Source organism: Marinobacter azerbaijanicus (assembly GCF_030250645.1).
GTDB lineage: Bacteria > Pseudomonadota > Gammaproteobacteria > Pseudomonadales > Oleiphilaceae > Marinobacter > Marinobacter azerbaijanicus.
This window is the reverse complement of the sequence record NZ_JASSVS010000002.1, coordinates 96,455-109,634: the sequence shown is the minus strand read 5'-3', so window position 1 is coordinate 109,634 and position 13,180 is coordinate 96,455. Positions and strand designations below refer to the sequence as shown.

13 protein-coding genes and 1 tRNA gene are annotated in these 13,180 nt (G+C 56.8%); all 14 read left to right on the top strand.

Annotation, left to right across the window (positions count from 1 at the left end; genetic code table 11):
* The first annotated feature begins 116 nt into the window (after positions 1 to 116).
* The 14 genes from pyrH (at position 117) to QPM17_RS03950 (ending at position 12,994) form a co-directional block, all read left to right on the top strand.
* On the top strand, positions 117 to 845 hold the full coding sequence (gene pyrH, locus QPM17_RS04015) for a UMP kinase (RefSeq protein WP_285388974.1): 729 nt from the start codon (positions 117 to 119) through the stop codon (positions 843 to 845).
* 42 nt (positions 846 to 887) lie between these two features.
* Positions 888 to 1,445: a ribosome recycling factor gene (gene frr / locus QPM17_RS04010; RefSeq protein WP_285389754.1), complete on the top strand. Its 558-nt coding sequence runs from the start codon at positions 888 to 890 to the stop codon at positions 1,443 to 1,445.
* Between the two features lie 75 nt (positions 1,446 to 1,520).
* Entirely contained in the window at positions 1,521 to 2,291 is a 771-nt protein-coding gene (gene uppS / locus QPM17_RS04005) for a polyprenyl diphosphate synthase (RefSeq protein WP_285388973.1), read from the top strand.
* A gap of 22 nt (positions 2,292 to 2,313) precedes the next feature.
* Positions 2,314 to 3,153 (top strand): phosphatidate cytidylyltransferase, encoded by an 840-nt coding sequence (locus QPM17_RS04000; RefSeq protein ID WP_285389753.1) that lies wholly within the window; start codon positions 2,314 to 2,316, stop codon positions 3,151 to 3,153.
* Positions 3,147 to 4,340, top strand: coding sequence for a 1-deoxy-D-xylulose-5-phosphate reductoisomerase (gene ispC, locus QPM17_RS03995; protein ID WP_285388972.1), 1,194 nt, complete (start codon positions 3,147 to 3,149; stop codon positions 4,338 to 4,340). The genes QPM17_RS04000 and ispC overlap by 7 nt, the downstream gene beginning before the upstream one ends.
* Positions 4,341 to 4,388: 48 nt before the next feature.
* On the top strand, positions 4,389 to 5,738 hold the full coding sequence (gene rseP / locus QPM17_RS03990) for an RIP metalloprotease RseP (RefSeq protein WP_285388970.1): 1,350 nt from the start codon (positions 4,389 to 4,391) through the stop codon (positions 5,736 to 5,738).
* A gap of 43 nt (positions 5,739 to 5,781) precedes the next feature.
* Positions 5,782 to 8,100, top strand: a complete 2,319-nt coding sequence (bamA, locus tag QPM17_RS03985; RefSeq protein WP_285388969.1) for an outer membrane protein assembly factor BamA — start codon at positions 5,782 to 5,784, stop codon at positions 8,098 to 8,100.
* A 50-nt stretch (positions 8,101 to 8,150) separates the two neighbouring features.
* Positions 8,151 to 8,648: an OmpH/Skp family outer membrane protein gene (locus tag QPM17_RS03980; protein WP_285388967.1), complete on the top strand. Its 498-nt coding sequence runs from the start codon at positions 8,151 to 8,153 to the stop codon at positions 8,646 to 8,648.
* A 51-nt stretch (positions 8,649 to 8,699) separates the two neighbouring features.
* Positions 8,700 to 9,725: a UDP-3-O-(3-hydroxymyristoyl)glucosamine N-acyltransferase gene (gene lpxD / locus QPM17_RS03975; RefSeq protein ID WP_285388964.1), complete on the top strand. Its 1,026-nt coding sequence runs from the start codon at positions 8,700 to 8,702 to the stop codon at positions 9,723 to 9,725.
* A 14-nt stretch (positions 9,726 to 9,739) separates the two neighbouring features.
* A complete protein-coding gene (gene fabZ, locus QPM17_RS03970) occupies positions 9,740 to 10,177 on the top strand; it encodes a 3-hydroxyacyl-ACP dehydratase FabZ (RefSeq protein WP_285389751.1) in 438 nt (145 codons plus the stop codon).
* The gene (gene lpxA / locus QPM17_RS03965) at positions 10,177 to 10,968 is read left to right on the top strand and encodes an acyl-ACP--UDP-N-acetylglucosamine O-acyltransferase (protein ID WP_285388963.1); all 792 of its coding nucleotides are present in this window, start codon (positions 10,177 to 10,179) and stop codon (positions 10,966 to 10,968) included. Before fabZ ends, lpxA begins: the two co-directional genes overlap by 1 nt.
* 19 nt (positions 10,969 to 10,987) lie before the next feature.
* Positions 10,988 to 12,172 (top strand): lipid-A-disaccharide synthase, encoded by a 1,185-nt coding sequence (gene lpxB / locus QPM17_RS03960; RefSeq protein ID WP_285388961.1) that lies wholly within the window; start codon positions 10,988 to 10,990, stop codon positions 12,170 to 12,172.
* The gene (rnhB, locus tag QPM17_RS03955) at positions 12,169 to 12,846 is read left to right on the top strand and encodes a ribonuclease HII (protein WP_285388960.1); all 678 of its coding nucleotides are present in this window, start codon (positions 12,169 to 12,171) and stop codon (positions 12,844 to 12,846) included. Before lpxB ends, rnhB begins: the two co-directional genes overlap by 4 nt.
* 71 nt (positions 12,847 to 12,917) lie before the next feature.
* Positions 12,918 to 12,994: transfer RNA gene (locus QPM17_RS03950), tRNA-Met, on the top strand.
* The last annotated feature ends 186 nt before the right edge of the window (positions 12,995 to 13,180 follow it).

The window sequence follows — 13,180 nt, the reverse complement described above, 5'->3', positions numbered from 1 at the left end:
GGCTCTCGTGGCGGGCTTGTATCTGAGATACCCCTTTTTATGAGGAGTATGTCAGATACAAGCCTGACAAGCTTGTCCTGCCAGACACCAAGCCAGACACAGAGAAGGGGATCCTCATGCCGAAGTCGTCCAATACCCAGCCCAGATACAAACGTGTTCTTCTGAAGCTCAGTGGCGAAGCCCTGATGGGAGACCATGATTTCGGCATTGACCCCAAAGTGCTTGACCGGATGGCGCTGGATATTGGCTCCCTGATCGGCATTGGTGTCCAGGTGGGGCTGGTGATTGGCGGTGGTAACCTGTTTCGTGGTGCTGCCCTGAACGCTGCTGGCATGGACAGGGTGACGGGCGACCATATGGGGATGCTGGCAACCGTGATGAACGGGCTGGCCATGAGGGATGCCCTTGAGCGCTCCAATATCCGTACCCGGGTTATGTCTGCGATACCGATGAGTGGTATTGTTGAGCATTATGACCGTCGCCGCGCCGTGCGTGATCTGAAAGATGGCGACGTGGTGATTTTTTGTGCAGGCACGGGAAACCCGTTTTTTACAACCGATTCGGCGGCTTGCCTGCGAGGCATCGAGATTGAAGCCGATGCCGTGCTGAAAGCCACCAAGGTCGATGGTGTCTATTCGGCGGATCCCTATAAGGACCCGACGGCGGAAAAATACGACCACCTGACTTATGACGAAGTGCTGGACAAGAAACTGGGCGTGATGGATCTGACCGCCATCTGCCTTGCCCGGGACCATGGCATGCCCCTTCGGGTCTTCGATATGAATCGGGCCGGTGCTCTGACCCGGATTGTAACAGGAGAGTCAGAAGGCACATTGATTGAGTAATCTGATTGAGACATTTTGAGCAACGAATCCGAGGATGCTGCAGTGATTGACGATATTAAAGCTGATGCCGAAAAGAAGATGAAGAAAAGCCTTGAGTCCCTGAACTCGGCTTTTAACAAAATCCGTACCGGTCGCGCCCATCCCTCCATTCTGGACAGCGTAACGGTCGATTATTACGGCCAGGAGACGCCGCTGAAGCAGGTTGCGAGTGTGAACGTTGAGGACAACCGCACCCTGGCTGTTTCGCCATGGGAAAAGCCTCTGTTACCGAAGATCGAAAAAGCCATCATGATGTCGGATCTGGGCCTGAACCCCTCCAATAACGGTGACGTTATTCGAATTCCCATGCCGATGCTGACCGAAGAGACCCGTAAGGAAATGGTCAAGCAGGCTCGGGCTGATGCAGAGCATGGCAAGGTTTCCATCCGTAACGCGCGCCGGGATGCCAACAGCACGCTGAAAGAATTGCTGAAGGAAAAGGAAATCAACGAAGACGAAGAGCGCTTCGGTGAGGAAGAAATCCAGAAATTGACCGACCGTTATATCGCCGAGGTCGACAAGTACCTCAAGGCCAAGGAAGAGGACCTGATGGCTGTCTGAGCAGCCGGTCAATTTCAGTAACGTCATCAGTCACTGCCGGCCGCTGTGCCGGCTGTTGGCTGAACAGGGGATTGCATGACGGAAAGTGTATCCGCAGAGATTCCGGTGTCGGCTGGCCGTCGACCCCGGCATGTGGCCATTATCATGGACGGAAACAACCGCTGGGCCAAGGCCCGTCGGCTGACGGGCGTTGCCGGCCATAAGGCGGGTGTTAAAGCCGTCAGGTCGGTGGTTGAAACCTGTGCCCGGGAAGGGGTGGAAGTGTTGACACTTTTCGCTTTCTCAAGTGAGAACTGGCGCCGCCCAGAGGAGGAAGTATCAGCCCTGATGCGTCTGTTCCTGTTTGCCCTGGAGCGGGAAGTGAAGAAGCTCCATCGCAACGATATATGTCTTCGCATTATTGGTGACCGTACGGCGTTCAGTGCGAATCTGCAGGAGCACATGAACCGTGCCGAAGAGCTGACCCGCGACAACACCGGGATGACCCTTGTCATCGCTGCCAACTACGGTGGCCACTGGGATATTACCCAGGCCAGCCGCAAGGTTGCCGAGAAGGTGCGCAAGGGTGAGTTGGCGCCTTCGGACATTACTGACGACCTGATACAGCAACACCTTTCCATAGGCGACCTGCCCATGCCGGACCTGATGATCCGGACAGCAGGTGAGCAACGCATCAGTAATTTCATGCTCTGGCACCTGGCCTACACCGAGCTGTATTTCTCCCCTGTCTACTGGCCGGATTTCCGTGAACAGGAAATGAGCCAGGCGCTGCAGGCGTACGCGGGCCGAAAACGCCGGTTTGGTCAGACAGATGACCAGATTGCCAGTGTTTCGTCAGAACAATAACGACAAGATAGCGAACGATACCGTGCTCAAGACCCGTATTATCACCGCGCTCATACTGGCGCCAATTGCCATCGGCGGCATTTTCTTCCTGCCACCTCTTGGCTTTGCCCTGTTCACCGGTGCCATCATCACCATTGGCGCCTGGGAATGGGCCAACATGTCCGGCATGGAATCACCGGCAGCCCGCGTTGGCTACGCTCTGGTGGTTGCAGCGGTGCTCTATGGCCTGTTGAACGTGCCTGCTTTGGTGGTGCTGTGGCTGGCGCTTGCCTGGTGGGTTTTATGTTTCTTGCTGGTTAGAAGCTATCCGGACGGTTCCGGGCGCTGGGGCAGTGTGCCGGCCCGGGCGGTTATGGGGCTGCTGGTGCTGGTTCCTGCCTGGGTAGGGCTCAACCACTTACGTACCGGTGGCTTTCAGTTTGGTGACAGCGCCAATAACCTTCTGCTGATTCTCTATGTCTTCTGTGTCGTTTGGGTAGCTGACATCGGCGCCTACTTTGCCGGTCGCGCTTTCGGCAAGGCCAAGCTCGCGCCACGAGTCAGCCCCGGAAAGTCTTGGGCGGGTGTCTGGGGAGGCCTGGCGGCCGTTGCCGTATTCGCTGTGATTATCAGCCTGCTGGCGTCGGCTACTCTGGCGCAGTCACTGTTGCTGGTCCTTGCCAGCCTGGTGACCGGCGCCGTTTCCGTGCTCGGTGACCTTCTCGAAAGCATGCTCAAACGCTTTCGCGGCATCAAGGACAGCAGTCAACTGTTGCCGGGGCATGGTGGCATAATGGACAGAATTGACAGCCTGACGGCAGCGATTCCGGTATTCGCGCTGGTCATTACCCTGCTTGGCTGGCTAACCACGGGGCAATGGTGATCTCCGTGAAGCGATGCGTAACCATATTGGGTGCAACGGGCTCCATTGGCCTGAACACACTCGATGTCATTCACCGGCATCCGGATCGCTTTTCGGTACATGCGCTCACCGCCAGTACCAGTGTCGAAACCATGTCTGAGTTGTGCCATAAATTCCGCCCCCGCTATGCAGTAATGGCGGACAAGGCCGCTGGCCAGGCGCTGTCTGCAGCGCTTTCCGACCTGCCATCGGTAACGGTACTCAGTGGTGCCGAGGCGCTTGCGCAGGTGGCCGCAGATCCAGAGGCCGATACCGTTATGGCCGCCATTGTAGGCGCTGCGGGCCTGCCGCCCACGCTGGCGGCCGTGCGCGCCGGCAAGCGGGTGCTGCTGGCCAACAAGGAAGCGCTGGTGATGTCCGGCAAGCTGTTTATGGATGCTGTGCGTACCTCCGGTGCGGAAGTGTTGCCCATCGACAGCGAGCACAATGCCATTTTCCAGTGTATGCCGGCGGACAGGATCCGGGATACAGCTGGCGCGGGCGTCACCCGTATCCTGCTGACCGCTTCGGGTGGCCCGTTCAGGACCTATACGGCAGAGGCCCTTCGCCACGTTTTGCCAGCGGAGGCCTGCGCTCACCCTAACTGGTCCATGGGCCAGAAAATCTCAGTGGACTCCGCAACACTGATGAACAAGGGGCTGGAGTTGATTGAAGCCTGCTGGCTGTTCAATACCACGCCAGATATGATCGAAGTGCACGTACACCCGGAGAGCATCATTCACTCGATGGTGGAATACGCCGATGGCTCCGTGCTCGCACAACTCGGTAGCCCCGACATGCGCACCCCGATTGCCAATGGCCTGGCCTGGCCCGAGCGAATCGATGCCGGGGTCGCGCCGCTGGATCTTTTCCGTATCGGGCAGTTTCATTTTGAGAGGCCAGACCTGGAGCGTTTTCCCTGTCTTCGGTTGGCCGCCGAGGCGTTCCAACAGGGAGGAACCGCGCCGGCAGTGCTGAACGCAGCCAACGAAGAAGCAGTGGCGGCATTTCTGGCCGGTAAACTGTGTTTTGCGGATATTCCCTCTATCATTGAGCGGACGCTGGCTGCGGTCGAAGTTGTGCCGGCAGACAGTTTCGATACCATTTTCACTAAGGATGCGGAAGCGCGTTTCCGGGCCCGGGAACAGATTCCGGGGCTGGCTGTCTGATACAGGCGAGCTCGGTCGGCGGGCTGATCAACATCAACAGAGAGCATTATGCAGATAGTTGAAACCATACTGGCGCTGGTACTGACGCTGGGCATTCTGGTAACGCTTCACGAGTTTGGTCACTTCTGGGTGGCGCGGCGTTGTGGTGTGAAAGTGCTGCGTTTTTCAGTGGGTTTTGGCAAACCGCTGTTTTCCTGGTATGACCGCCAGGGCACCGAGTTCGCAGTGGCAGCCATCCCCCTGGGTGGCTATGTAAAGATGCTGGATGAACGGGAAGGGCCGGTACCGGATGACGAGAAGCACCTGTCCTTCAATTCCAAATCTCCCTCAAAGCGCATTGCCATCGCTGCGGCAGGGCCTGTGGCCAACTTCCTTTTTGCCATTTTTGCGTATTGGTTGCTCAGTGTGGTGGGTTTCACCACCGTTGCGCCCATCGTTGGAGAGGTCAACGAGGGCAGTGTCGCTGATCGAATCGGCCTTGCCTCGGGCATGGAAATCCATGCGGTCGATGATCGCCGGGTAACGTCCTGGCGTGATGTTAACATGCGCCTGCTTGAGCGCACCGGTGAGTTCGGTGAGATTACCATTGATGTTTCCCGGGATGGCAGCCGTGGCACCCTGACAGGTTCCCTGGACGGTTGGCGCCTGAATGAAGAAAACCCCAACCCTCTGGGTGAGTTCGGAGTTACACCCTGGCGGCCGGATGTCCCGCCGGTACTGGGGCAGATTGCGCCCGGAGGCCGCGCAGAGGCGGCCGGACTCAAAACCGGGGATCGGATAGTCGCTGTTGATGGCGAGCCAGTTTCAGACTGGTTCGAGTTGGTGGAGTTTATCCGTGAGGCGCCCGAGACACCGCTGGAACTGACAGTTGAGCGTGATGGCCGTACGCAGCAGATCGTGGTGACACCTGCAGAAAATAAAGCGGAGGACGGAACCGTCACCGGGCTCGTAGGAGCCGGCGTCAGTGAAGTGACCTGGCCTGATGAGGTGCTGCGCGACGTCAGTTACGGTCCCCTTGCAGCCATTCCCAATGCCATGTCGGAAACCTGGGGCGACACCAGGCTGACACTGGTGGCGATAAAGAAAATGGTGACCGGACTGCTCTCTCCCACTAACCTGAGCGGGCCGATTACCATTGCAAGGATAGCCGAAGCCAGTGTAAGTTCCGGCTTCGAAGATTTTGTACGTTTTCTTGCTTACCTCAGTGTCAGCCTTGGGGTGCTGAATCTGTTGCCAGTACCGGTACTGGATGGTGGGCATATTGTCTACTACACCATCGAAGCCGTTCGCAGAAAGCCGCTTTCGGAGCAGGCCCAGGCTTTGGGATTACGTATTGGTATGGCAATGATCCTCACATTAATGGTGTTTGCACTTTACAACGACCTGATGCGGTTGTGAGAATTGCGAACTCTTTACGCGCATCAACAGGCGAAATTATTGAATGAGACGTTCTTTTCTGGGTTTAGCTGTAGGCTTGGTAGTAGCCATTTCCGCCATGAGACCGGCTCTGGCTGACGAGTTCACCGTATCCGATATCGAGGTAGAAGGCCTTCAGCGGGTATCCGCGGGAACGGTTTTTTCTGCATTTCCTGTGTCCATCGGCGAACCGATCGATGAACTCGAGTTATCGTCTGCCATCAAGGACCTGTTCCGCACAGGGCTTTTTACCGATATTGAGGCCAGCCGGGATGGAGGCGTGCTGATCCTGACCGTCAAGGAGAGGCCGTCAATCACTTCCATCGATATTGAAGGCAATAAGAATATCGAAACCAACATGCTGATGGATGCGCTGGCCAGCGCAGGGCTGCAGGAAGGCCAGGTATTTCGCCGCGCCACGCTAGAACGCCTGGAGCTTGAAATCCTGCGCTCCTACATCAGCCAGGGCCGTTACAATGCCCGAGTAAAGGCCTCTGCTGAGGATCTTCCGAGAAACCGGGTTGCGATCAGTCTCGATATCAACGAAGGCTCGGTGGCGGCCATCCAGCACCTCAACATTGTCGGCAATGAAGCCTTCGACGATGAAACCCTGCTGGGTCTGTTTGAACTGGAAACCACCAGTTGGTGGAACTCCATCACCAATTCTGACAAATATGCCCGTGAGCGACTCAGTGGCGACCTGGAATCCCTTCGTTCCTTCTATCTTGACCGGGGCTATATCGACTTCAATGTTGAATCCAGCCAGGTATCCATTTCACCGGACAAGAAACAGGTATTTATCGCCATCTCTTTGAATGAGGGGCCCCAGTACACAGTCTCTGACGTCAACCTGCGGGGCGAGCTCATCGTTGACGAAGAAGAGCTGAAGGAACTGATCCCCATTGAAAAAGGCGATGTATTTTCCCGTTCCCGTATGACGGCGATTTCGGAGGCTCTGTCCAGACGTCTCGGCCGTGAAGGTTACGCCTTTGCGAATGTGAATGCCGTGCCAGAGCCGGGCGAGAACGATACAGCTGCGGTTACCTTCTTTGTGGAGCCCGGGAAAAGGGCGTATGTCAGGCGTATTAATTTCGACGGCAACGTCTCCTCCAGAGACGACGTTTTGCGCCAGGAAATGACCCAGATGGAGGGCGGTGTCGCCTCCACAGACAGAATCGAGTTTTCGAAAACCCGTCTCGAGAGGCTTGGCTTCTTTGAAACCGTGGATGTGGAGACGGTTCCGGTTCCGGGAACCGACGACCTCGTGGACGTGAACTATTCTGTGACAGAACAGGCAACCGGCAGTCTTTCCGCGTCGGTAGGCTTCTCACAGGCATCCGGTGTTATTCTCGGGGCCAATGTGTCCGAGAACAACTTCTTCGGTAGTGGTAAACGGGTATCCTTTGGAGTGAACATCAGCGACTCCATCAAGAGCGCCAACTTCTCCTACCAGGACCCATATTACACTGTCGATGGCGTCAGCCGCGGCTTCAGTGTGTTCGCCCGAGAAACGGATTTTGAAGAGCAGGATATTTCATCCTACCTGCTGGACGAATACGGTGGACGGGTCACCTTCGGGTATCCCACGGATAATATCACCCGGCTCAATTTCGGTCTTGGCTATACGCTTTCCAAGATCCAGGAGGGGGCTTTTACATCCGATGAAGTACGAACCTTCATTGATGAAGAGGGTAACGACTTCAACAACTACTTCCTGTTCGGTTCCTGGCGCCGTAGTACCCTGAACCGTGGTGTTCTGCCAACCGATGGCTACAGTGTTTCCCTGTCTACCGACGTTGCCGTTCCCGGCAGTGATCTGACCTTCTATAAAGTGAACCAGAAAACAGAGTTCTATCAGCCCTTCAATGAAAACCAGACCTGGGTATTCCGGGCGCGCTCGGAGATTGGCTACGGTGATGGGTATAGTGGGCGGACTGTGATGCCATTTTACGAGCACTTCTTCGCCGGTGGTTATGGTTCCGTAAGAGGTTATGAGGCAAACTCCCTGGGACCAAAGGCCACGAACGCGGCTAACGACTTTTCCGATCCGGACCCGTTCGGCGGCAGCCTGCTCACAGAGGGCAGCCTTGAACTGATCTTTCCCACGCCATTCGCCGGGGACACCCGTTCGATGAGAACGGCGTTCTTCCTGGATGCAGGGCAGGTCTTTGATGCCGATCGGAACTTTGATCCGGCACTGGATGAAGTCCGGCTATCGGTGGGTGTAGGATTTCAGTGGATCACAGCGGTCGGTCCGCTGGCATTCAGCCTTGCCAAGCCTCTGAATGACCAGGATGGTGACGATACCCAGGTATTCCAGTTCTCCCTGGGTCAGACATTCTGATCAGAGAGCGGACAGAAACGCCGTACAAATTGATAGACAGGAGAAATGACATGTTCCGATTGTCCATGGCAGTAATGTTGGCTGCATTGATGGCAACCTCTGCAGTTGCCGCTGAAACCCGGATTGGGGTGGTTGATCTGCGTCAGGCGCTGTTCTCCTCCAGCGATGCTCAGGCATTCAGTGAAAAGATGCAGAGGGATTTTGCCGGTGAGGAGGCGAAAGTCCGGGAAGCTCAGGAGGCTGCCCGCAAGCTGCAGAACCGCCTGGAGAAAGACGGCGCAATGATGAATGATTCCGAGCGCAACAAGATTACCGCCGAGTTTCAGGAGAAGGTCAAGGAATTCAACTTCCTGAAGCAGCGCCTGGATTCCGCAGTGGCCAACCGCAAGCAGCAGTTCCTGGAAGATGCCCGCCCGGGCGTGGATGCGGCTGTCCAGGAGTTGCTCGAAGAGCACGATCTCGACCTGATTCTGCCCAGCGAGGCTGTGGTATATGTCAAACCCGACATGAACCTGACGGATGAGCTACTGGAGAAACTGGAGCGCTGATAACGGCGGGCCGGAAAATGGCCAGCCCGGAAAAACCTTGTGGAGCTGACAATGACAAAGCGTTCATACCGGCTGGGCGATATTGCCTCTGAGCTTGGGGCGGAACTCCGGGGCAACCCCGAGACCGAAATCGAGGGGCTTGCCACGCTTCAGGCGGCGGCTCCCGGCCAGGTTGCATTTCTGGCCAACCCGTCCTATGCCCGCTACCTGTCGGATACCCGTGCCTCTGCTGTTATCGTTTCTCCGTCTGTCGCTGATCAGTGCCCTACCAACGTCCTGTTACTGGACAATCCCTATCTTGGTTATGCTCGCCTGAGCCACTGGTTTGACCCCGCGCCCGTGCCACAACCCGGCGTTCATGCATCGGCGGTTGTGGATGCATCTGCGCAGGTATCCCGGAGCGCCAGTATCGGCCCCCAGGCTGTTGTGGAGGCAGGGGCAGTGATCGGTGACAACGTAGTGGTCGGTGCCGGCTGCATTATCGGAGCCCGTTGCAACATTGGTGAGCAGTCAGTGCTGCGACCGCGAGTAACCCTGGCGCACGACATCATATTGGGTAAGCGCTGCCATATTCTCAGTGGTGCGGTTATCGGTTCGGATGGCTTCGGGTTTGCCAATGAAAAAGGCGCCTGGCACCGGATCGCACAACTTGGCCGGGTGGTCCTGGGAGATGATGTTGAGGTGGGCGCGAACACCACCATTGATCGTGGCGCGCTGGACGACACGGTGATTGGCAACGGGGTAAAGCTCGACAACCTCATACAGATAGCACATAACGTCAGTATCGGTGATCACAGCGCCATGGCGGCAATGGTTGGCATTGCCGGCAGCACCCGTATTGGTAGCCACTGTGTGTTTGGTGGTGCTTCTGGCGTGGCAGGGCACCTGAATATCGCGGATAAGGTTCACCTGACAGGTATGACCCTCGTTACCGGAGATATTCGGGAGGCTGGTGTATATTCGTCCGGAACCAGCGCCGACAGTAACCGGCAGTGGCGCAAGAACGCCGTGCGTTTTCGTCAGCTGGACGCCATGGCGCGTCGGCTAAAAGAACTGGAAAAGAAAATAGAAGGCTGAGGCCGTTACTGATGATTATGAACATCAAAGAGATCATGGAATACCTGCCCCATCGCTACCCGTTTTTGCTGGTTGATCGGGTGACCGAGGCGGAGAAAGGGCAGTTTATCAAGGGATACAAGAACATTTCCCTGAATGAGCCTTTTTTTAACGGCCACTTTCCAAACAATCCCATTATGCCGGGCGTACTCATTATCGAAGCCATGGCGCAGATCTCGGGTATTCTCGGGTTTCTGACGGTTGGCCGGAAGCCGTCGGATGGCGTGGTACAATACCTGGCTGGTTCCAGCAAGGCGCGCTTCAAGCGCCCGGTTGTGCCGGGAGACAGGCTGAGCCTGGAGTCCCGGATGATCTCGGGCAAACGTGGAATCTATAAATTCGAGTGCCGCGCACTGGTCGATGATGAGGTTGTCTGTGTGGCAGAAATATTGACCGCTGAGAGAGAAGTCTGATGGCGACAAAAGAATGGTCGGGAGTCCATCCTCAGGCGATCGTGGATCCGTCTGCCAGGTTGGCCGACAACGTGACTGTTGGCCCGTGGAGCTATATTGGCCCGGACGTGGAGATCGGTGAGGGCACCGAAATCATGTCCCATGTGGTAATCAAGGGCCCCACCACAATTGGCCGGAATAACCGCATATTCCAGTTCTCCAGTGTGGGTGAAGAGTGCCAGGACAAGAAGTATGCGGGTGAGCCCACCAAGCTTGTGATCGGCAACGACAACACTATTCGCGAAAACTGCACCATCCACCGGGGTACCGTTCAGGACCGGGGTGAAACCAGTATTGGCAGTGGCAACCTGCTGATGGCCTATGTCCATGTGGCCCACGATTGCATCATTGGCGATAACACCATCCTGGCAAACTGCGCCACGCTGGCCGGTCATGTGTCAGTGGGGGACTATGCGATCCTTGGCGGCGGCACCATGGTTCACCAGTTCTGTCACATCGGCACTCACAGCATGAGTGCCGGTGGCAGCATCGTGCTCAAGGATATTCCCGCCTACGTCATGGCCAGCGGCCAGTCGGCACAGCCATTCGGTATGAACGTCGAAGGGCTGCGGCGCCGCGGATTCAGCAAGGAGGTACTGTTGATTCTCCGCCGGGCCTACAAGGTGATCTACCGCCAGGGTCTGACAACTGAACAGGCCGTAGTGGAGCTGGAAAAAGCCTATCCGGATATTCCCGAAGTGCAGCCGCTGATTGAATCCCTTCGTGGTGCAGACCGCGGCATAATCCGCTGACCAGGGAGTGTTAATCCCGGTGACGGACCATCCCGACAATGCTGTTGTCAGTACCCGCAAAGTAACTTTTGCCATCATAGCCGGGGAAGCCTCCGGCGATATCCTCGGCGCGGGTCTGATCCGCTCGCTCCGGCGCCGGTATCCCCATGCCCGCTTCGTGGGCATCGGTGGCGAGGAAATGGTGGCTGAAGGTTTCCATTCGCTGGTGCCCATGGAGCGGCTTTCCGTCATGGGGCTGGTGGAAGTTCTTGGCCGCATCCGCGAGCTGTTCAGCATTCGCGCCCGGTTGATGGAGTACCTGCTGGCAACACCACCGGACGTGGTGATTGGCATCGATTCACCGGACTTCACCCTGGGTGTTGAAAGGCGTTGCCGTGATGCCGGCATGCTGACTGCACACTATGTCAGCCCGTCGGTCTGGGCGTGGCGCCAGAAACGTATTTTCAAGATCGCCAGATCCGTCGATCTGATGCTGACGCTGTTTCCCTTCGAAGCGCGGTTCTACGAAGAGCACAACATCCCCGTGGCCTTCGTTGGCCACCCCCTGGCAGACCGAATTCCGATGACACCGGATACCGCTGGCGCCCGTAAAGCCTTGGGTCTCCGCGACGATGCCCCCGTGCTGGCTATCCTGCCGGGCAGCCGGGGAGGGGAAGTAGAACGTCTCGGTACCCTGTTTCTCGAGGCCGCACGGTGGCTCCAGGGCCAGCGCCCCGACCTGCAACTGGTAATTCCCTGTGTCAACCGGGAACGGGAACGGCAGGTTCGCGCCCTGTTGGACGCTCTGGATGTGAAGCTTGAGGTAACCATCGTGCGTGGTCGTTCAAGGGAAGTGATGGCATCGTCCGATGTGGTTCTGTTGGCATCCGGAACCGCCACCCTGGAAGCCATGCTGCTCAAAAAACCCATGGTAGTGGGCTACCGGCTGAGCGGCTTCAGTTACGCGCTGGTGTCACGACTGGTAAAAGTTCCCCATGTAGCACTGCCCAACCTGCTTGCCAGGGAGCCCCTGGTGCCGGAGCTGCTGCAGGATGATGCCACACCCGAGACTTTGGGCGAGGCCGTGCTGGAGCGGCTGGAAAACAGCACTGGGCGTGCTCGCCTTACGGAAGCTTTCTCGCATCTGCATGAACAGTTACGGCAGAATGCTGATGAGCAGGCGGCAGCCGCCGTTTCAGCGCTGATTGAAGGCAAACGGTCATGAGTAAAAGCCCACTACCGCCCTTTGAATGCCGCTATCAGGGCCGGCTACTGGCCGGTGTCGACGAAGTGGGCCGTGGGCCACTGGTGGGAGCTGTGGTGACAGCGGCGGTGATACTGGACCCGGAGAAACCGATACCTGGCCTGGCAGACTCAAAAGCGCTTACCGAAAAACGCCGTGAAGCCCTTTACGAACAGATCATCGAGCGGGCTTCCGCCTGGAGCCTGGGCCGTTGCGAGGCTCACGAGATTGACAGTCTGAACATATTTCGCGCCACCATGGTGGCGATGGAAAGAGCAGTAGCCGGGCTTCATATCCAGCCGGAATACATACTGGTGGACGGCAATCGATGCCCGGACTGGCGCTGGCCTTCGGAGCCGGTTATCAAGGGGGATAGCCGGGTAGAAGCCATCAGTGCCGCCTCCATACTTGCCAAGGTAACACGCGACCGGGAGATGGAGGCACTTCATGAGACCTATCCCGACTATGGATTCGCCAGTCATAAAGGCTACCCGACGCCGGTTCACCTGGAGGCGCTCGGCCGTCTGGGCGCCACCACCGAGCATCGGCGTTCGTTCCGCCCTGTTCAGGAAGCGATTGAGGCTGTCGGCATGATCAAAACTTGTCAGACCGATGACCTCCCATACCCTTCGGATCTCTTCGAAGATATCGATTGACAGAGCGCCATCGAATCTTTAGTATACGCGCACGTTGATCGGGGGTTGCCCCGAGAAAACAACCAGTTTGATGCGGGGTGGAGCAGTCTGGTAGCTCGTCGGGCTCATAACCCGAAGGTCGTAGGTTCGAATCCTGCCCCCGCTACCATATTAAGAGAAAGGCAGATCAGTCATTTACTGGTCTGCCTTTTTTTATTTCCAGTGTTCCGTCCTGAAGTTTTCTCCTTGTCCTCACTGTTCGCTACAATTACCAATTTGTGAAATCAGAAATCCGGGCGTGCTTCGAATTTGAGCGTAAGTCTGATTCGGCATTAATATTTCAAATAATTTCAGG